Raw genomic sequence first — 19104 nt, 5'->3', positions numbered from 1 at the left:
CCCGCATCGCGTCACGCCCCTGGATCCCGTGGCTTGACCGGCTGCCGTGACCCTGCTAGCCGGCCGGCGCCAGCTGCCGGCTCAGTGGGGGTTGCCGGCGTGGGTCAGGGTCTCCCAGGCCTCGAAGTGGTTCTCGGTGCCCGCGGGGCGCCGCCCCTCGGTGAGCCTGCGGGTGTTCTCCATGGTGACGCCGAGCCGGGTGTGCAGGGCGTTGTAGCCGACCTCGGTCGCGGGGCCGATGCCCTTGGTCAGGCTCCCGCCGCACAGCCAGGACGGCACCGCCGCGCCCAGCTCGTAGGTGGCGTGGAAGCCCAGCGCGTGCCGGAAGCGGTCCTTGAACTGCGGGTACAGGTCGCGGCCCTGGATCCGTGAGGTCTCGGCGACGTGCATGGCCGCCGCGATCCCCATGCCGGTGTGGCCGAAGTCCCGGCAGGTCTCCTGGGCGAGGCCGTTCACGAAGGTGCTCTGGCCGTGCCAGTAGTCGATCAGCTCGCTCTTCGTGTCGATGCTCGAACGCGGCGGGTAGAGCGGCTGCGCGCCGTCGGAGGCCAGGTAGAAGTAGGCGGGGACGCGGCCGAGGTAGATGTTCATCGCCTTGTCGTAGCTCGCGCGGTCGTCGAGGTGGACCGCGATGCCGACGGCGGCGTCCATCATGATCAGTTCCCAGTTGCCGTTGCTGTTCGGCTTCCCTCCGATCACCTCGGGGAGGTAGACGTCGCGGAGCATGATCGCGAAGCGTCCCTGGTTCGGCCAGCCGCCGGTGTACGTGTGCTTGATGATCTCGGCGGCGCGCGGCCAGGTGGAGCCGGCCCAGCCGCTCTGCAGCGGGGCGTTGCTGTTGGTGTGGTCCTTGATCCTCGCGGACCAGGCGTCCATCAGCTCGATGGACTTCCTCGCGTACGCGGGGTCCCGGGTGACGTACCAGGCGAGCGCGTGGCTGTAGGCGGCGATGGCGTCCTCACGCTCGTCGGAACAGCCGATGTCCGGGTTGGAGTAGGAGCCGCACTCGACGACCTCGCGCGGCTTCGGCGTGCGCGAGAGCGAGGCGTACTTGCTCGCGAGCATCTGGTCGTACGCCTCCTTCCAGGGCTGCCGGCCGGCCTGCACCTGGGTGCGTACGAAGTCCAGCTGGGCGCGGCTGTTGAGTACGCCGGGGTGGGCGAACTGCGCGGGGGCGGCCGGGGGCGCAGCCGGAGCCGGCGCTGCGAGGGTGGGCGCGGGGAGCAGGGTCGCGGCTAAGCCGAGGGCCATCGCGGCGAGTGCGGCGGGGATTCCGAAACGCATGGGGGGCCTTCCGGTGGGAGGGGTTCCGGTGGCCCGAAGATACTCATGCCCATGCCAAACTGACAACGATGTCCGACAAGAAAGTTTCCTATCAACTGCCGGGGAGAGGACTGCCGTAACGTCTTGACGTCGTGTCCGACGTCCAACGATCGAGTCGCACGGGTTCGGGGGGTTCGAGATGGGTGGGTTCGGCCGGTACCTGGCGGCGGCCTTGGCCGCGCGGTTCGCCTCGGAGGGCATGGCGATGGCCGTGGTGCTCCTCGCCCTGGAGCGCACCGGGAGCGCGTCGTACGGGGCCTTCGTGCTGACCGCATGGCTCGCTCCGCACGTCCTGGCGGCTCCGCTCGCGGGCGCCGCCGCGGGCCGGTCCCGCCGGCCGCGGCTGTTCCACACCGGCGCCCTGGCCGGCTTCGCGGCCGCCGTGGCGACGCTGGCCGTACTGCTGGGGCGGGCCCCCACGCCGCTGGTGCTCGCGGTGGCGGTGCTCGGCGGCAGCTGCGGGCCGATGATCACCGGCGGGCTGTCCAGCCTGGTCACCGGCCTGGTCCCGGCAGGTCCCGGCCGGGACCGCGCGTACGGGTGGGACGCCTCGACCTACAACGCCGCGGGCGTCACCGCACCGGCGGCGGTCAGCCTCGCCACGGCACTGTGGTCGGGCGGCCCGGCGATGGCCGTGCTGGCGGTGTCGGCCGCGCTGGCCGCGACCCTGGCGGCCACCCTCCCGTACGAGGATCCCCGCGCGGGCGCGCCCGCCGGCGCACCCCGGGCCGGGCTGGGGGCGGGGCTCGCGGCCCTGTGGCGGGTCCGCGAACTGCGGGCGGTCACCGCGGCGACGACGCTGGCCTTCGTCGGCATCGGCTCGCTGACCACCACGGCGGTACTGCTGGCCGCCGCACTGGGCAGCCCGGGTGCAGGGGGCGTGCTGATGACGGCCTTCGCGGTGGGTGCGCTGGGCGGCTCGCTGACGCTGGGCCGGATGACGTCGGTGGAGCCGGGCCGCCTGGTGCGGTGGGCCCTGGCCGGAACCGGAGTGACCCTGGTCGCGGCGGCGTTCACGCCGTCCGTCGCCGCGACGGCGGTGCTGTTCGCGGTGGCGGGCGTGTGCGACGGGCCGCTGCTCACGTCCACGCTGCGGATCCGCGCGGAGCACGCACCGGACGGGGTCCGCACGCAGGTGTTCACCCTGGGCGCGGGCCTGAAGGTGACGGCGGCGTCGACCGGGGCCGCCCTGGTGGGGTTCGCGGCCGACGCGCCCGCCTGGACGCTGCTGACGGGGATCGCCGGTCTGCAGCTCGCGGCGGCCCTGCTGCACGCGCTGGCGGCGCCTCGGGGGCCCGTACCGCCGCCGGCGGTGGCGGCTACAGGGCCGTCGGCAGGTTCCGCCACAGCTCCGGCCGGTCGGCGGACTCCTTGAGGGCCCTGAGGGTGGCCGGGTGCGGGGCGGCGTACAGCTCGGGGTAGTCGGCCTCGCCGAGCTCCGGCCGCACCGGGAAGGCCAGTTGCTCCACATCGAGGCTGAACCGGGCGTCGACCCCCGGCTTGTTGCCGCGCGGGTCGATCCGGGCCCAGTCCTCACTGCCGGGCAGCCGGACGGCGACCAGGCCGTGGACCACGGGGTTGCTTCCGTCGTCGTCGGCGAGGAGCTGGTAGCACAGGCCTGCCGGGATGCCCTGGGCCCGGAGCAGGGCGACGAGGGCGTGGGACTTGGCGTAGCAGATGCCGTTGCGCGTACCCAGCACGTCGGAGGCGCGCCAGGAGACCCGCAGGTCCCCGGAGTCGGCGGAGTGCGGGATGGTGTCGCGGACGAACTCGAAGGCGGCTTTCGCGTATGAGTATGCGTCTCCGGTGGCGGACCAGAGGGCATCCGCGGTTTCCTGCACGAGGGGATGCCAGTGGTCGATCGCCTCATCCGAAGCCAAATAGGCATGGATGTCTGGGTTCTGTGGGATCAGTTGCATGGCCCGGAGCATAGGCAAACCCTCGGCCGTAGATCAATAGATTTACGGCCGAGGGTATAAATATTCACCACACGAGGTCGCTCGACTAGCGGGACAGCTCTTCCTTCAGCGCCTGGAGGAAGCCGTCCACGTCCTCCTCCTGGGTGTCGAAGCCGCACATCCAGCGGACGTCGCCGGCGGCCTCGTCCCAGAAGTAGAAGCGGTAGCGCCTCTGCAGCCGCCGCGACACCTCGTGCGGCAGCCGCGCGAAGACCGCGTTCGCCTGCACCGGGTAGAGGATCTCCACGCCGTCCGTCTCGCGCACCCCGGCGGCGAGCCGCTGCGCCATCGTGTTGGCGTGGCGGGCGTTGCGCAGCCACAGGTCCTTGGCGAGCAGCGCCTCCAACTGGACCGACACGAACCGCATCTTGGAAGCGAGCTGCATCGACATCTTGCGGATGTGCTTCATCTGCCGGACCGCGTCCGGATTGACGACCACCACGGCCTCGCCGAACATCATGCCGTTCTTGGTGCCGCCGTACGACAGCACGTCCACGCCGACCGAGTTCGTGAAGCTGCGCATCGGCATGTCGAGCGAGGCCGCGGCGTTGGCTATCCGGGCGCCGTCGAGGTGCACCTTCATGCCGAGGCCGTGGGCGTGGTCGCAGATGGCCTTAATCTCGTCCGGGGTGTAGACCGTGCCCAGTTCGGTGTTCTGGGTGATCGAGACGACCTGCGGCATCGCCCGGTGCTCGTCCTCGAACCCCCAGGCCTCGCGGTCGATCAGCTCGGGGGTGAGCTTGCCGTCCGGGGTGGGGACGGCGAGCAGCTTGATGCCCGCCATCCGCTCCGGCGCGCCGCCCTCGTCCACGTTGATGTGGGCGCTCTTGGCGCAGATCACGGCGCCCCACCGGTCGGTCATGGCCTGCAGGGCGACGACGTTGGCGCCCGTGCCGTTGAAGACCGGGAAGGCTTCCGCGTACGGCCCGAAGTGGCTGCGGAAGATCTTCTGCAGGTGTTCGGTGTACTCGTCCTCGCCGTACGAGACCTGGTGGCCGCCGTTGGCCAGCGCGACGGCGGCGAGGATCTCGGGGTGCACCCCCGCGTAGTTGTCGCTTGCGAAACCGCGTACCGCCGGGTCGTGGTGGCGCCGGGCGTCGGTCTTCCCGGCATCGGCTGTCACGGTTGCGGAGTGAGCCACAGACGCTGTCCGTTCACATCGATGGCGGGCCGCTCCCAGACGCCGGCGATGGCCTCGGCCAGCTCCTTGACGTCCGTGAAGCCCGCGAACTTCGCATTGGGACGCTCGGCGCGCATCGCGTCGTGCACCAGTGCCTTGATCACCAGGATCGCAGCCGCCGCGCCCGGGCCGTCGTCGCCCCCCGCCTTGCGGAAGGAGTCCGCCAGGGCCAGGGTCCAGGCCTCGGCGGCCGCCTTGCCCGCGTTGTAGGCGGCGTTGTTGGCGACCGGCTTGTGCGCGCCGGACTGGCTGATCAGGACGTAACGTCCCCGGTCGCTGCGCAGCAGTCCGTCGTGGAAGGCCAGCGAGGTGTGCTGGACCGTGCGGATGAGGAGCTTCTCCAGGAAGTCCCAGTCCGCGAGGTCGGTGTCGGTGAAGGTGCTGCTGCCGCGCCAGCCGCCGACGAGGTGGACGAGGCCGTCGATGCGGCCGAACTCCTTCTCGGTGCGCTCGGCCCAGGCCTTGGTCGCCTCCAGGTCGAGCAGGTCCACGGTGTCACCGGTGACGGTGGCGCCGCCGTGGGCGTAGCGCGCCGCGTCGACGGCCTCCGCGAGCCGCGCCGCGTCGGCGTCGGACGCGACGACCACGGCGCCCGCCTCGGCGAGGCGGAGCAGGGTGGCGCGGCCGGCGGGCCCGCCGGCCCCGGCCACCGCCACCACCGCTCCGTGCAGCTTTCCGTTGCCGTTCCCGGAGCCGTTCATCTGTGCAGCCTCCTGAGGGCGAGTGCTCACGCGGCGACCCGCTCGGCGTTCAGGGCGGTGATGCCCTTGGTGGAGGCGATCACTCCCTTGAGCTTCTTGGCGAGCGCCTCATAGAACATGCTGAGCGGAAACTCGTCCGGAAGCACGTCGTCGACGAGCTTGCGCGGCGGCTGCGTCAGGTCGAGGGCGTCGGGGCCCTTGGCCCACTTGGAGCCCGGGTGCGGGGCCAGGTAGGTGGAGACCAGCTCGTAGGCCTTGAACCAGTGGACGAGCTTCGGGCGGTCGATGCCGGCCCGGTAGAGGTCCTCGATCTCGGCGCACAGCTGGTTGGTGACCTGCGGGGCGCGCATCCAGTCGATCTTCAGCTTGTTGTCCGTCCAGCGCACGACGTCGTGCTTGTGGAGGTACGCGAAGAGCAGCTGGCCGCCGAGCCCGTCGTAGTTGCGGTTGCGGTCACCGGAGACCGGGAAGCGGAACATCCGGTCGAAGAGGACGGCGTACTGCACGTCGCGGCCGTGCTCGTTGCCCTCGGACTCCAGCTTCACGGCCTCCTTGAAGGCGGTGAGGTCGCAGCGCAGCTCCTCCAGGCCGTACATCCAGAACGGCTGGCGCTGCTTGATCATGAAGGGGTCGAAGGGCAGGTCGCCGTGGCTGTGGGTGCGGTCGTGGACCATGTCCCACAGGACGAACGCCTTCTCGCAGCGCTCCTGGTCGGTGACCATGGCGGCGATGTCGGCGGGCAGATCGAGGCCGAGGATGTCGACGGCCGCCTCGGTGACCTTGCGGAAGCGGGCCGCCTCGCGGTCACAGAAGATGCCGCCCCAGGTGAAGCGCTCGGGCGCCTCACGGACGGCGATGGTCTCCGGGAACAGCACGGCGGAGTGGGTGTCGTAGCCCGCGGTGAAGTCCTCGAAGGTGATGCCGAGGAAGAGCGGGTTGTCGTACCGGGTGCGCTCCAGCTCGGAGAGCCACTCGGGCCACACCATCTTGAGCGCGACGGCCTCCAGATTGCGGTCCGGGTTGCCGTTCTGCGTGTACATCGGGAAGACGACGAGGTGCTGGAGCCCGTCGGCGCGCTCGGCGGCCGGCTGGAAGGCCAGCAGGGAGTCGAGGAAGTCCGGCACGCCGAAGCCGCCCGCGGCCCACTTGCGCAGGTCGGCAACGAGCGCCTCGTGGTACGCCGTGGCGTGCGGGAGCAGCGGGGACAGCGTCTCGACGGCGCGGATCACGCGCCCGACGGCGGCCTCGGCGGTGTGCCGGTCGGGTGCGCCCTCCGCCTCGAAGTCGATCGAACCGTCCTTGGACTGCCAGGGGCGGATCTCCTCCACGGCGGCCTTGAGCTCGGGCCACGCGGGGTCGTCGACCACCCGCGTCCCGGCGGTTATCACGGCACCGCCGACACCCGGCACAAGAGTTTCCGTCATGTCACTTCCTCCACAGGAGAACCTCACGTCAAGGCAGGGTAAACGGCTGAGGCTCTCCCACTCAAGAGGGAACTCGGGAAATTATCCTGTGACACCCCCCGCTTCACCGAAAGTCTTCCCGTTCGCCGGGGTGGAATCCGTGGCTCCGCCCAGGTGCGCCAAGGCCCGCCGGGCCCGTGGCGGCAGGGCGACCGGCGCCGGGCGCGGCCCGCGGGGGCGGGGGCGTGCGCGGTACGTCACAGTGCCCTGAAGTGCGGGATGACCTTTTCGCCCCATTGCCGCAGCGTCTCCAGGCAGGCTTCCTGCCCCACGGTGCCCATCTGCATCAGGCACATGACCTCGTCCGCCCCGGCCGCCCGGAGCCGCTCCACGTAGGCGATGGCGTCGTCCGCGCTCCCGTAGGCGTGGTCGGCGTTGAAGGTGGCCGTCGAGGTCGGCCGGACCGGGATGTCCAGCTCGTGCAGCCGGGCCACCACCTGCTCGGCCGCCTTGCGCATCTCCGCCGCCTCGTCGGCGCCCGCGACCACGGCCTCGTCGGGGATGCCCGCACCGCCGTACCAGTGGCCGATGGACTGGGCGAAGAACCGCTGCCCGCGGATGCCGGTGCGCCGCGCCTCCTCGGGGTCGTCGAGCACGATGGTGGGGCAGAGCACCGAGAAGTGGTCGTTGACCACGGAGGACACGAACCGGCTGCCGTCCCGCCCGGCGATCGCGGCGTCGTAGACGGACCGCATCCCGGCGATCGACTCGGGTCCGGCGAAACCCATCACCAGCGCCCCGATCCCCAGCTCGGCGGCCTGCACCAGGGTCTCGCTCCGGCTGCAGGCAAGGAACAGCGGCGGGTGCGGGGTCTGCCGCGGCCGCGGGAGGATCGGGTGCGGATCGATGTCGAGCAGCTCTCCGTGGTACTCCAGCTCCTCCTCCTGCCAGGCCCTGCCGATGATCCGCAGGGCCTCCTCGACCTCCGCCGTGGTGCGCTCCTTGTCCACCCCGCACAGCGAGGTCTCCTGAGCGGTGCCGCCGCGCCCGGCCCCGAGGTCGAGCCGCCCCCCGGAGAGCAGGTCGAGCATGGCGGCCCGCTCGGCGACCCGGACCGGATGGTTGAAGTTGAAGGGCATGCACACGACGCCGTGGCCGATGCGTATGGTGTTCGTCCTGGCCGCGACCCAGGTCAGGAAGATCTCGGGAGCGCTCATGTGGGCGTACCACTTCAGGGAGTGGTGCTCCACGGCCCAGATCCGGTCGAAACCCATACGCTCGGCGAGCACGGCCTGCTCCACGCAGTCGCGGATGACCTGGTGCTCCCGTTCCACCGTCGGGTCGGCAAGCTGAGCTTCGAAGATCACGGAGAATTCCACAGTGCCTCCAGGTGTGCGTCCCGTGCGTCCCGTGCCCGGTCTCACTTCGATTCGAAATATGACTAGTAGTCAGAAGGCGAAGAAGCAAGAGCTGCCGCCGACCGCGTGGGCGGTTCTCGGGCTGCTCTCCTTTCCCGGAGAGCGGACCGGCTACGAGCTCAAGAAGTGGGCGGACTCCTCGCTGCGCTTCTTCTACTGGTCACCGGCCATCAGCCAGATCTACGCGGAGCTGCGCCGGCTGGAGGAGCTGGGTTACGCCTCCTCCGCCCGCTCGGGCCCCGAGGAGGCCCGCGCCAAGCGCCGCTACGTCATCACGGACGCGGGCCGCGAGGCGCTGGCCGGCTGGGCCGCCGACACGGCCGAGGCCGGACCGCCGGTGCTCAAGCACGGGCTGCTCCTGCGGGTCTGGCTCGGGCACCTGGCCGAGCCGGAGCGACTGCGCGCGATGGTCGGGGAACACGTGGAGCGCACCCGGGAGGAGCTGGCCGCCGTACGGGAGGCCATGGAGCACGCGGCCGGCGTACCGGAATGGGCCTTCCCCGCGCTGGCGCTGCGCTGGAGCGAGCGGCAGCACCTGGCCGAACTGGAGCTGGCGCAAGCCCTCTTGGCCGACCTGCAGGGCCTCGGCGAAGGCGGCGGGCACACCGCCCCGCAGACCGGCGGGCCGGGCCGTCAAGCCGGCGGGGACGCGCCCACCCCCGGGTGACGCGGCAGGCGGGTCAAGAGCGCGGACAAGCCCGGCGGGAAGCGGCCGGTGCGGCTTTCCGGGGCGCTGCACGGGCGGTCCCATCGCACGGTCGGCGCACTAGCATGCGTCCTCATCGCGCGCGGCCGGTCGGGACACCGCGACCGCGCGGGAGCCGCCGTCGACGGAAGCGAGAGAACCTTGACTTTCCTCACCATCGGTCACCGCGGGGTCATGGGTGTCGAGCCGGAGAACACCCTCCGGTCGTTCGTCCGCGCGGAACGTTCCGGCATGGACGTCATCGCTCTGGATCTCCAACTGAGCAAGGACGGCGCACTCGTCGCCCTGCACGACCCCGAAGTGGACCGCACGACCGACGGGTCGGGGGCCGTCGCCGATCTGACCGTCGCCGAACTGCGCGCGCTGGACGCCGGTCAGGGTGAGCGCGTGCCGGTCTTCGAGGAGGCGCTGGACGCCGTCCGCGTCCCGCTCCAGGTGTCGGTACGGGACCGGGCCGCGGCCGAGGTGCTCGCCGGGCTGATCCTGCGCCGCGACCTGACCGGCCGGGTGGAGGTGGCCTCCTTCGACGACGCGGCGCTCGTCGAGACGGCCCGGCTGGTGCCGGGCGTGCGGACCGTGCTGCGCGCGAGCCCGCACGGGGACGACATCGTGGACCGGGCGCTGGCCGCGGGCGCCGCAACGATCGCCCTGGACATCCGCCGGCTCGCCCTGGAGACCGTGGAGGCGGCGCACGCGGCCGGGCTCCGGGTCACCGGCTGGACGGTCAACACCCTGGACCACCTGCGGCTCGCGCGGGCGCTCGGGCTGGACGGCGCGGCCACCGACTTCCCGGAGATCCGCAGCACGGGCCGCTTCACCGCCTGACGGATCCGCCTACAGCGCCTTCACCAGCAGCTCGAAGGCCAGGTCGGCGCGGCGCGGGACGCCGAAGCGCTCGTCGCCATACGGGAAGGGGCTCAGCTCGCCGGTACGCCGGTAGCCGCGGCGCACGTAGTAGGCGATGAGCTCCTCCCGTACGTTCACCACCGTCATCCGCATCTCCTTGGCGCCCCAGGTCTCCCGGGCGCGGCGTTCGGCCTCGGCCAGGATCTCCTTGCCGAGGCCTGCGCCCTGGAGCCCGGGACGGACGGCGAACATCCCGAAGTAGGCGTGGTCCCCGCGGTGTTCGAGCTGGCAGCAGGCGACGAGTTCGCCGGCGCGTTCGACGACCAGCAGGACGCTGTCAGGGGCGTCGATGATCCGCCGGACCTCGCCCGGGTCGGTGCGCTGCCCGTCGAGGTAGTCCGCCTCCGTGGTCCAGCCGGCGCGGCTGGCGTCACCGCGGTACGCCGACTCGACGAGCGCCACCAGCTCGCTTACGTCCGCCTCCACTGCGCTGCGGAAGCTCAGGGCTGCGGGGTTGGCGGTCGAGGACATCGCGGGCTCCGTTCTACGCGGTGGCATATGACATGCCGGGTGGGGCAAGGAGAGCCTAACCCGGGGCCGCGTGAGCGCCGCGTGAGAAGGGCATCTCTTCCCGTGACGCCGACGAACCGGGAGGTTCTGCCGTGCACGGTTCCGCCATGTCCCCCTCCCTCTCCTCCAGCGTGTCCTCCTGGCTGCTGGTCCTGCTCTGCGCGGTGAGCGGTGCGTACTGCCTGCGGCAGGTGTCCAGAGCGGGCGGCGGCGCAGCGGGCGAGGCCGTGATGGGGTTCGGCATGGCACTGATGGCGGTCCCCCTCTGGGGCGCCGGCGGGTGGCAGGCCCCCGCGCTGGGGGTGCTCTTCTGCGGGGCCGCCGTGCACGCCGTGTGGCTGCTGCGCGGCGGGGTGCACCACGCTCACCACCTGGTGGGCTCGCTGACGATGGTCTACATGTCCGTCATGGCGGCCTCCGGTCACGGGCACGGGGCCGGACTGCCGCTGCTGACCGGGCTGCTGCTCCTCTACTACGCCGGGTACGTGGTCCTCGGAGGGGCCCGGCTGGTGACGGCCGGCGGTTCCGCCGCCCCGCCGCCGGGGCCGGGCGAGCCGGGCCGGCGGGGCGGCTCGGCCGAGCTGACCCGTGCCTGCCGACTGGCCATGGGAATCGGGATGTTGGCCATGCTGCTCACCATGTGACGGCGCCGGCCGACGTGTCCTGCGTCACCAATCCCCCCGGGCCGTACCCGCAGGTAGGCCCGCGCTCATAGGCTGGCGGCCATGATGGTCCCCGCCGCTCTTCTGATGCTCGGCGCCCTGACCGCGGTGCTCGCCCCCCGTCTGCTGGCCCGGGCCCGATGGCCCGAGCGTGAACCGGTCGTCGCCCTGTGGGTGTGGCAGTGCGTGGTCGGTGCGGTGCTGCTGTGCCTCGGACTGTCGATGCTGCTGAGCGCGGCGGCGGCCTGGCAGGCCGTACGGGGCCGGCTGTTCGCCGCCGCCCCGCGCGGGGTGGTCGACGCCTACGCCCTGGGCGCCTCCGGCGGTCCCTGGGCCGCGGGCACGGCCCTGGCCCTGGCGGGCGGTGCGCTGTGGACCGCCGCGCTGCTGGCCCGTGAGGTGCTGCGGACACGGGCGGGCCGCCGCGCACAGAGCGCCGAACTGCGCGAACGGGCCCCGCTGCTGCCCGGCGAAGACCCCACCGGCGCGCGGCTCGTCGTCCTGGAGGGCCCGCGGCCCGAGTCCTGGTGGCTGCCGGGGGCGGCCCCGCAGCTGGTGGTCACGACGGCGGCCCTGGGCCGGCTGAAGGGCAGTCAGCTCGATGCCGTACTGGCACACGAGCAGGGGCACGCGGCGGCCCGGCACGACTGGCTGCTGCACTGCTCGCGGGCCCTGGCGGTGGGGTTCCCGCAGGTGCCGGTCTTCGCGGCCTTCGAGGCGGAGATGCACCGGCTGGTCGAACTGGCCGCCGACGACGTGGCCTCGCGGCGGTACGGGCGGCTGACGGTCGCGCTGGCCCTGGTCGGGCTGAACGAGGACCGCGGGGTGTTCGGGCCCTGCTCGCACCCGCAGGCACACGTCCGGCAGCGGGTGCGGCGGCTGTTGTCGGCCGCGCCCCGCCTGTCGGCGACGCGCAGGCTGCGGCTGACGGCGCTGGCCACGCTGTTGCCGGCGGTTCCGCTGCTGGTGGCCTTCGTACCGGGGCTGAGCGCCCTGGCGTAGGGGTGCGCGCGGGTCCCGGCCGGCCGTGATCCGCGGGACGCCCCCGCGGGGGTGTCCCGCGCCCGACCGCTCCCGGGCGGTGCGAGGATCCCCGTATGCGGAGCGATCGCGTGCTGTGGACGGGCATCTGCTGTGCGCTGCTCGCGGCCGTCCTGACAGCACTGGTCGTCGCGGAGTGGCCGCCGCTCCTCGCGTACGACGACCGGGTCGCCCGGGAGCTCCACGGCCACGCCGTGTCCCATCCCGGGGTCACCCACGCCGCGCGGATCCTCACCGACTGGGTGTGGGACCCCCTGACCATGAGGGCCCTGGCCGCCGTCGCCTGCGTCGGACTGTGGTGGCGCGGGCGGCGGGAGCGTGCGGTGCTGGTCGCCCTGATCACCGTGGTGGCCCTGGCGGTTCAGCAGGGGCTGAAGGCACTGGTGGGGCGGGCGCGGCCTTGGTGGCCCGATCCGGTGGACACGGCGTTCTTCTCGGCCTATCCGTCGGGCCACGCCATGACCGCGACCGTGGTGTGCGGGCTGCTGCTGTGGCTGCTGCCGCGGCAGGCCCCGCGCCGGGCCGTGTGCTCCGCCTGGGCCGCGGCGGCGGTGTCGGTGCTCGGGGTCGGCTTCACCCGGCTCTACCTCGGGGTGCACTGGCTGTCGGACGTGGTCGCGGGCTGGCTGCTGGGCGCGGCCCTGGTGGCCCTCGCGACGTGCCGGTCCGGTGCCCGCCGACGGGCCGGCTCCACGGAACGATGAGGCTGCGGGTGTGCCTGCTCTGGGCGATCCCCCGTGTCACCCAGAGCAGGCGACCCCGTGCGCTGAGTATATTGGCTCCGAGCCAGTCAACGCAGGAGTAAGCATGTCCCCGCGCAGCGCATCGGTCAATGAAGAATTGCGCAGACGTTCCCGGGAGCGGCTGCTCCAGGCCACGGTCGAACTCGTCGCCGAACGGGGCTACGAGGCCACGACGCTCGGCGACATCGCCGACCGGGCAGGCACGGCCCGCGGCCTGGTCTCGTACTACTTCCCCGGGAAGCGCCGGCTGCTGCAGTCCGCCGTGCACCGGTTGATGCACCTGACGCTGGAGGCGGCGCTGGAGCGCGAGCCGCGCAGCGAGGACGGGCGCGAGCGGCTCGCGCGCGCGGTGGACGCGATCCTCGGGCTCGCCCGCGACGAGCCGCTCCTGATGCGGACCCACATGGCGGGCATCCTCACCGACGGGGGGTTCGTGCAGTGCCCGGAACAGCAGCGGCTCGCCGAGCTGTTGCGGGACACCGTCGCCCGGTACGGCTCACCGGACGTGGACACCGACTACCCGCTCCTGCGGGCGCTGCTGATGGGCGCCGTGGTGGCGGTGCTGCTGCCGGGTGCGCCGATGCCGTCGGACCGGCTGCGGGCCGAGCTCTTCCAGCGCTACGGGCTGGACTGGGAGCTCGGATTCCCGCCGCCCGGGGGGCCTCCCGCCGCAACGTTTCCGCCACCCGGCTGACCCGGCTCCGCCGGATGCGCGCGAGGGGCTGACGGCCGCCCGGCCGGGTGGCATGCTGAAACCACCCGCGGGAGGAGCTCCGCCGTGCTTCGTATCGCCGTCGTCGGATCGGGCCCCAGCGGGGTCTATGCGGCCCAGACGCTGGTCCAGCAGCGTGAGGTGCCCGGAGTGCGGGTCGACGTACTGGACCGCCTGCCGGCGCCGTACGGGCTCGTGCGGTACGGGGTCGCCCCGGACCACGAGAAGATCAAGTCGCTCCAGGGCAGTCTGCGCACGGTGCTGGAGGACGAGCGGATCCGCTTCCTCGGGAACGTCGAGGTCGGCGGGGAACTGCTGCCCACCGACCGGCTGCTGGAGCTGTACCACGCGGTGATCTACTGCGTCGGCGCGGCCCGGGACCGGCTGCTGGGGATCCCGGGCGAGGAGCTGGCGGGGGTGCACTCCGCGACGGCCTTCGTCTCCTGGTACAGCGGACACCCCGACGCGGTGGGCGAGACGTTCGAGCTGCCCGGCGTGGACTCCGCGGTGGTGGTCGGGGCGGGCAACGTCGCGGTGGACGTGACGCGGATCCTGGCCCGCGGCCCGGCGGAGCTCGCGCCGACCGACATGCCGCAGCCCGCGCTGGGCGCGCTCGCGGACAGCGGGGTGCGTCGGGTGTCGATGGTGGCCCGGCGCGGCCCCTCACAGGGAAAGTTCACCACCAAGGAACTGCGGGAGCTGGGCACGCTGCCCGGGGTGGAGGCTCGCACGGACCCCGCCGAGCTGGCCCTGGACCCGATGTACACCGATCCGGCCGCGGCGGCGGCGCTGCCCGCGGTGGCGCGGCGCAACCTGGAGGTGCTGCGCGGCTGGGCTGAGCGGGGCCCGGGCGACGCGGAGCGCCACATCGACCTGCGGTTCTACCTGCGCCCGGTGGAGGTCCTGGGCGGCCCCGGCGGCCGGGTGACCGGGATGCGGTTCGAGCGGACCGCCCCGGACGGCAGCGGCGGAGTGACCGGGACCGGCGTGTACGAGGACGTCGAGGCGCAGTTGGTCCTGCGCTCGGTGGGGTACAAGGGGGTCCCCCTGGCCGGGCTGCCCTTCGACCCCGCCACGGGCACGGTGCCGCACGCGGCGGGCCGGGTCCTGCGCGCCGGCCGGGCCTCGGTGGGCGAGTACGTGGCGGGCTGGATCAAACGGGGCCCGACGGGAGTGATCGGCACGAACCGGCCCTGCGCCAAGGAGACCGCGTCCTCCCTGCTTCAGGACGCGGCCGCGCTGGCCCGGCGCGAACTGCCCGGGGATCCGCTCGACGCGTTGCAGGCGGCCGGCCTGCACCCGGTGCAGTGGCCGGGGTGGCTGGCCATCGAGACGGCGGAGGCCGACCTGGGGCGCTCGCTGGGCCGCCGCTCGGTGAAGATCCCCGACTGGGCCGGCCTGCGCGGCGCCGCGGGCCTCGCGTAGGGAGGCGGGCAAGAGCCTCACCACACGGCCCGGGCGGATGCCGTCCGCCGTCCTCGACCAGCCCTGCGCCGGCTCTCCCTACCGGGCGTGTTCCGCGAGGCGGCCCTCTTCGGCGGCGGCGGCCGCGAGGACGCTGTCCAGCAGTCCCGGGAAGACGGACTGGAGTTCCTCGCGGCGCAGGGTGTTGAACTTGGTGGTGCCGCGGTACGTCTGGCGTACGACACCGCTCTCGCGCAGGACGCGGAAGTGGTGCGTCGTCGTGGACTTGGTGACCGGCAGGTCGAAGGCGGAGCAGGCCAGTTCCGTGGAGGAGCCGGCCAGGTCCCGCACGATGGACAGCCGGACCGGGTCGGAGAGCGCGTGCAGCACTCCCTCCAGGCGGATGTCGGCTGCCTCGGGATGGGCAAGGGCGCGGGCCGTGTCACGTTCCGTCATGTCCCTGCTCCACTCACTCGGCTCGGTCCTGGCCCCATCGTACGAGAGTCGTCGTAGGACGGACCGGGGAGGTGCGGCCCGGGCCCGCGGAGGGTCCGGGCCGCACCGGGGTCACCAGGCCCGGTGGTACGGGGAGGGCGTCGGGATCTCCGCGCCCAGTTCGGCGGCGGCGCGGCGGGCCCAGTACGGGTCGCGCAGCAGCTCGCGGCCCAGCAGGACCGCGTCCGCCTCTCCGTTGGCCAGGATCTTCTCGGCCTGCTCCGGTTCGGTGATCAGGCCGACGGCGGTCACGGGCAGGCTGGTCTCGGCCTTGACCCGGGCGGCGAAGGGCACCTGGTAGCCGGGGCCGACGGGGATCTTCGCGTGCGGGGAGAGCCCGCCGGTGGACACGTCGAGCAGGTCCACCCCGTGCTCCTGGAGGAGCCCGGCCAGCCGGACCGTCTCATCGGCGGTCCAGCCCTCCGCCTCCAGCCAGTCGGTGGCCGAGATCCGGAAGAACAGCGGGAGCTCCTCGGGCCACACCGCCCGTACCGCGTCCACGACTTCGAGGGCGAAGCGGGTGCGGTTCTCGAAGGAGCCGCCGTACGCGTCGGTGCGCTTGTTGCTGTACGGGGAGAGGAACTCACCGATCAGGTACCCGTGCGCGCCGTGGATCTCGAGGACCTCGTAGCCCGCGGCGAGCGCGCGCCGTGCCGCCGCGGCGAACCGGCCCGTGATCTCCCCGATCTCATCGGTCGTCAGCTCCTTCGGTACGGGGTGCCCTTCGGCGAACGGCACCGCGCTCGGGGCGACCGGCTGCCAGCCGTGCGCCTCGGGCCCGACCGGGCCGCCGCCCTTCCAGGGCCGGTCGGTGGAGGCCTTGCGTCCGGCGTGGCCGATCTGGATGCCGGGGACGGTGCCGTGGGCCTTGAGGAAGGAGGTGATCCGGCGCAGCGCCTCCACCTGGGTGTCGTTCCAGATGCCGAGGTCGTAGGGGGTGATCCGGCCTTCCGGGGAGACCGCGGTGGCCTCCTGGATGATCAGGCCGGTGCCGCCGACGGCGCGGGCCGCGTAGTGCGCGAAGTGCCACTCGTGCGCGACGCCCGCCAGGGGACCGAAGGCCTCGGCGCTGTACTGGCACATGGCGGCCATCCACACGCGGTTCGGGAGCGTGACCGAGCGGAGGGTGTAGGGGGCGAACAGGGCGGCGAAAGCGGCGGGGGCAGCGGGGGCAGCGCTCATCTCAGGGCTCTCCAGACGTCACCGGGGGCGCCGGGGATCGGCGGCCGCGTACGAGAACCACCGTACTACGAAATCTCTCGTACTACGACACCTCTCGTACAAGCGCGTCCAGCTCCGCCCGCAGGGCTGCGGCCAGGGCCGGCAGGTCCGGGACGGCGGACGCGTCGGCGACCAGTCCGTAGTGGACCGTCCCCTTGTACGTGGAGACCGCGACGGCCAGCGACTGACCGGCGGCCAGCGGGGCGAGCGGATAGACCTCGCGGACCCGGCTGCCGCCGAGGGAGAAGGTGAGGCCCGGCAGCGGGACGCTGGTGACGAGGATGTCGAAGAGCAGCCGGGCGGCCTGCGCGACGAGCGGGCCGCCGAGGCGGTGGCCGAGCGGGTGGACGTGGTCGGCGAGGAGGGCGACGGCCCCGGCGCCGCGGGCGGGGCCGGCGTCCTTGTTGCGGTCCATGGCCACGCGGACGCGGTCCAGGCGGCGCAGCGGGTCGGGCTCGGCGAGCGGGAGGCGGAGCAGGTATCCGGAGAGCCGGTTTCCGGCACCGGCCGTACGTCCGGGGCCGCGGCGGCGCGACACGGGGATCAGGGCGCGCGGTCCGGCGCCGTGGGGCTCGGGGTCGCCCCGGCCGGCGAGCCAGCGCCGCAGTGCGCCCGCGACCACGGCGATCAGTACGTCGTTGACGGTGCCCCCGGCGCCCTTGCGGACCAGGTTGACCTCGTCCAGGTCGAGGGCGAGGCCCGCAGTCGTACGAGCTCCCGCGCCGGCGGTGTCGGCGGTGAGCGCCTCGGGCACGCCGAGCGGCAGCCCGGCGCGGGCCACGGCGGCGCCGATCTCCAGGGCCTGGCCGACGTCCTGGACCCGTGCGGCGAGGACTCCGGACAGCCGGCGCAGGGCGGAGCCGGGCCGCTGCTCCGGGACGGGGCGCTGCTCGGAGGCGGGCCGCGCCGGGGCCGTCCGCAGGGAGGGGCCCTCGTCGAACAGGGCAGCGGCGAGCGCGAGCGCGCCCAGGCCGTCGGCGAGGGCGTGGTGGAACTTGAACAGCACCGCGAAGGACGCCGGATCGGGCCCGGCCAGCACGTGCGCCTCCCAGGGCGGCAGTTCCCGGTCCAGCGGCCGCGCCATGAGCGGCCCCGCGGCGGCGTGCGGGTCGGCGGTGTCCGTGCGGACGAGGAACACGTGACGCGCCGGGTCGAAGTGCGGGTCCGGCGACCATGCGGCCGCGCCGACGGGCAGGAGCACGTCGCGGATCCGGCGGCGCAGGCCCGGCACGGCGGCGCACCGGGCGCTGAGCAGTTCGGCGGCATGTCGGGCGGCGCCGGCTCCGGCGGCGGTGAAGACGGCGAGGGCGCCGAGGTGCATGGGGTGGGCGGAGGATTCGATCCGCCAGAAGGCGAGGTCGAGCGGGGACAAATGCTCGGTGGCCACGTAGGTCCTCTCGCATGGGACGGCAGTGGCCTGAAGTCAACCCATTGCGAACACCCATAAGCAAGCAGCAACCATTTCTGGAGGGTAAATGATCGGTATCGATCAGCAGCGCAGGGCGCCGCTGCGCCCCCCGGGCCACTGTCAGTGGGCGGGTGCAGACTGGCCGAAAAGCCCGAGACACGTGGACCACGAAGTCCGGAGGTGCCGGCCATGGCCGAGGTACTGCTGCTCGCGGGGACCCGCAAGGGACTGTTCATCGGCCGCCGACGAGGCGACGGCCCCTGGGAGTTCGAGGGCCCCCATTTCAACGCCCAGGCCGTGTACGCGGCCGCCGTCGACCGGCGGGGCGCGGTACCCCGGCTGCTGGTCGGCGCGGACAGTCAGCACTGGGGGCCGTCCGTCTTCAGCTCCGACGACCTCGGCGCGACCTGGCGGGAGCCGGCAGCGGCCGCGGTGAAGTTCCCCAAGGACACCGGTGCTTCGCTGGAGCGGGTCTGGCAGCTCCACCCGGCCGGCCCGGAGGCCCCGGACGTGGTCTACGCGGGGACGGAGCCCGCCGCGCTGTTCCGCTCGGTGGACCGCGGCGAGTCCTTCCAGCTGGTCCGCCCGCTGTGGGAGCACCCGAGCCGCGACCAGTGGGTGCCGGGCGGCGGCGGTGAAGGGCTGCACACGGTGATCACCGACCCCCGTGACCCGGACGCGGTGACGGTGGCCGTCTCCACCGCCGGGGTGTTCCGCACCAAGGACGGAGGCGCCAGCTGGACCCCGTCCAATGAGGGCGTGTCGGCGGTGTTCCTGCCCGATCCGCACCCCGAGTTCGGCCAGTGCGTGCACAAGATCGCCCAGGACGCCGGGGACACGGACCGGCTGTACCTGCAGAACCACTGGGGCGTCTACCGCAGCGACGACGCCGGCGGGCAGTGGACGGACATCGGCGGCGGGCTGCCCTCCGACTTCGGCTTCGCGGTGGCGGCCCACCCGCGCCGGCCGGACACCGCCTACGTCTTCCCGCTCAACGCCGACTCCGACCGGGTCCCCGCCGAACACCGGTGCCGGGTCTTCCGCACCCAGGACGCCGGCGCCACCTGGGAGCCGCTCTCGAAGGGGCTGCCGGACGGCGACCACTACGGCACCGTCCTGCGGGACGCGCTGTGCACCGACGACGCGGACCCGGCGGGCATCTACTTCGGCAACCGCAACGGCGAGCTGTACGCCAGTCACGACGACGGCGAGAGCTGGCAGCTGCTGGCCGAGCACCTGCCGGACGTCCTGTGCGTTCGGGCGGCGACCGTGGGCGATTGACGCGGGGCGCAGCGTTGGTGCGTCGTATCGTG

General features: G+C 73.0%; 19 protein-coding genes. 9 read left to right on the top strand and 10 right to left on the bottom strand.

Translation table 11 applies throughout. From position 1 onward, the window contains the following. Positions 1–81: 81 nt before the first annotated feature. The gene (locus ACIP5M_RS15480; RefSeq protein WP_401196900.1) at positions 82–1284 is read right to left on the bottom strand and encodes an alginate lyase family protein; all 1203 of its coding nucleotides are present in this window, start codon (positions 1282–1284) and stop codon (positions 82–84) included. Between the two features lie 178 nt (positions 1285–1462). On the opposite strand from ACIP5M_RS15480, the gene ACIP5M_RS15475 reads away from it, so the two are divergent. Continuing rightward, positions 1463–2698: an MFS transporter gene (locus tag ACIP5M_RS15475; protein ID WP_401196898.1), complete on the top strand. Its 1236-nt coding sequence runs from the start codon at positions 1463–1465 to the stop codon at positions 2696–2698. Here ACIP5M_RS15475 and ACIP5M_RS15470 read toward each other — a convergent pair. From ACIP5M_RS15470 to ACIP5M_RS15450, 5 genes are all read right to left on the bottom strand, one after another. Next, on the bottom strand, positions 2643–3242 hold the full coding sequence (locus tag ACIP5M_RS15470; protein ID WP_401196895.1) for a transglutaminase family protein: 600 nt from the start codon (positions 3240–3242) through the stop codon (positions 2643–2645). The two genes, ACIP5M_RS15475 and ACIP5M_RS15470, sit on opposite strands and share 56 nt — an antisense overlap. Before the next feature lie 85 nt (positions 3243–3327). Then, on the bottom strand, positions 3328–4422 hold the full coding sequence (locus tag ACIP5M_RS15465; RefSeq protein WP_401196892.1) for a threonine aldolase family protein: 1095 nt from the start codon (positions 4420–4422) through the stop codon (positions 3328–3330). Next, positions 4401–5162 (bottom strand): SDR family NAD(P)-dependent oxidoreductase, encoded by a 762-nt coding sequence (locus ACIP5M_RS15460; protein WP_401196890.1) that lies wholly within the window; start codon positions 5160–5162, stop codon positions 4401–4403. Before ACIP5M_RS15460 ends, ACIP5M_RS15465 begins: the two co-directional genes overlap by 22 nt. A 26-nt stretch (positions 5163–5188) precedes the next feature. Beyond that, entirely contained in the window at positions 5189–6586 is a 1398-nt protein-coding gene (locus tag ACIP5M_RS15455) for a DUF6421 family protein (RefSeq protein ID WP_401196888.1), read from the bottom strand. A 236-nt stretch (positions 6587–6822) separates the two neighbouring features. Next, the gene (locus ACIP5M_RS15450) at positions 6823–7944 is read right to left on the bottom strand and encodes an LLM class flavin-dependent oxidoreductase (RefSeq protein ID WP_401196885.1); all 1122 of its coding nucleotides are present in this window, start codon (positions 7942–7944) and stop codon (positions 6823–6825) included. 58 nt (positions 7945–8002) lie between these two features. Between ACIP5M_RS15450 and ACIP5M_RS15445 the strand changes: the two genes are divergently transcribed. Continuing rightward, on the top strand, positions 8003–8650 hold the full coding sequence (locus ACIP5M_RS15445) for a PadR family transcriptional regulator (RefSeq protein ID WP_401196883.1): 648 nt from the start codon (positions 8003–8005) through the stop codon (positions 8648–8650). A gap of 180 nt (positions 8651–8830) precedes the next feature. Continuing rightward, positions 8831–9514 (top strand): glycerophosphodiester phosphodiesterase, encoded by a 684-nt coding sequence (locus tag ACIP5M_RS15440; RefSeq protein WP_401196881.1) that lies wholly within the window; start codon positions 8831–8833, stop codon positions 9512–9514. Positions 9515–9523: 9 nt separating this feature from the next. Here ACIP5M_RS15440 and ACIP5M_RS15435 read toward each other — a convergent pair whose 3' ends face one another. After that, on the bottom strand, positions 9524–10066 hold the full coding sequence (locus ACIP5M_RS15435; RefSeq protein ID WP_401196878.1) for a GNAT family N-acetyltransferase: 543 nt from the start codon (positions 10064–10066) through the stop codon (positions 9524–9526). Positions 10067–10212: 146 nt separating this feature from the next. Between ACIP5M_RS15435 and ACIP5M_RS15430 the strand changes: the two genes are divergently transcribed. From ACIP5M_RS15430 to ACIP5M_RS15410, 5 genes are all read left to right on the top strand, one after another. Continuing rightward, a complete protein-coding gene (locus tag ACIP5M_RS15430) occupies positions 10213–10749 on the top strand; it encodes a DUF5134 domain-containing protein (RefSeq protein WP_401196875.1) in 537 nt (178 codons plus the stop codon). Positions 10750–10830: 81 nt separating this feature from the next. After that, positions 10831–11769 (top strand): M56 family metallopeptidase, encoded by a 939-nt coding sequence (locus ACIP5M_RS15425; protein ID WP_401196872.1) that lies wholly within the window; start codon positions 10831–10833, stop codon positions 11767–11769. A 95-nt stretch (positions 11770–11864) separates the two neighbouring features. Then, a complete protein-coding gene (locus tag ACIP5M_RS15420; protein ID WP_401196869.1) occupies positions 11865–12512 on the top strand; it encodes a phosphatase PAP2 family protein in 648 nt (215 codons plus the stop codon). 103 nt (positions 12513–12615) lie between these two features. Continuing rightward, a complete protein-coding gene (locus ACIP5M_RS15415) occupies positions 12616–13245 on the top strand; it encodes a TetR/AcrR family transcriptional regulator (RefSeq protein ID WP_401196867.1) in 630 nt (209 codons plus the stop codon). Positions 13246–13329: 84 nt separating this feature from the next. Next, the gene (locus ACIP5M_RS15410) at positions 13330–14688 is read left to right on the top strand and encodes an FAD-dependent oxidoreductase (RefSeq protein ID WP_401196865.1); all 1359 of its coding nucleotides are present in this window, start codon (positions 13330–13332) and stop codon (positions 14686–14688) included. A 78-nt stretch (positions 14689–14766) separates the two neighbouring features. On the opposite strand, the gene ACIP5M_RS15405 is transcribed toward ACIP5M_RS15410, so the two are convergent. From ACIP5M_RS15405 to ACIP5M_RS15395, 3 genes are all read right to left on the bottom strand, one after another. Next, positions 14767–15123, bottom strand: a complete 357-nt coding sequence (locus ACIP5M_RS15405; RefSeq protein ID WP_401196863.1) for an ArsR/SmtB family transcription factor — start codon at positions 15121–15123, stop codon at positions 14767–14769. Between the two features lie 111 nt (positions 15124–15234). Next, positions 15235–16344 carry an NADH:flavin oxidoreductase/NADH oxidase gene (locus ACIP5M_RS15400; protein WP_401196860.1) on the bottom strand — a complete coding sequence of 370 codons (1110 nt, stop codon included), beginning with the start codon at positions 16342–16344 and terminating at the stop codon, positions 15235–15237. Between the two features lie 82 nt (positions 16345–16426). Continuing rightward, positions 16427–17770, bottom strand: coding sequence for a wax ester/triacylglycerol synthase family O-acyltransferase (locus tag ACIP5M_RS15395; RefSeq protein WP_401196857.1), 1344 nt, complete (start codon positions 17768–17770; stop codon positions 16427–16429). Between the two features lie 210 nt (positions 17771–17980). Here ACIP5M_RS15395 and ACIP5M_RS15390 point away from each other — a divergent pair, with 210 nt between their 5' ends. Beyond that, positions 17981–19072 carry a WD40/YVTN/BNR-like repeat-containing protein gene (locus ACIP5M_RS15390; protein WP_401196855.1) on the top strand — a complete coding sequence of 364 codons (1092 nt, stop codon included), beginning with the start codon at positions 17981–17983 and terminating at the stop codon, positions 19070–19072. The last annotated feature ends 32 nt before the right edge of the window (positions 19073–19104 follow it).

This window comes from Streptomyces sp. NPDC088762 (assembly GCF_044750905.1).
Classification (GTDB): Bacteria; Actinomycetota; Actinomycetes; order Streptomycetales; family Streptomycetaceae; genus Streptomyces.
This window is presented reverse-complemented; position numbering and strand designations above follow the sequence as displayed.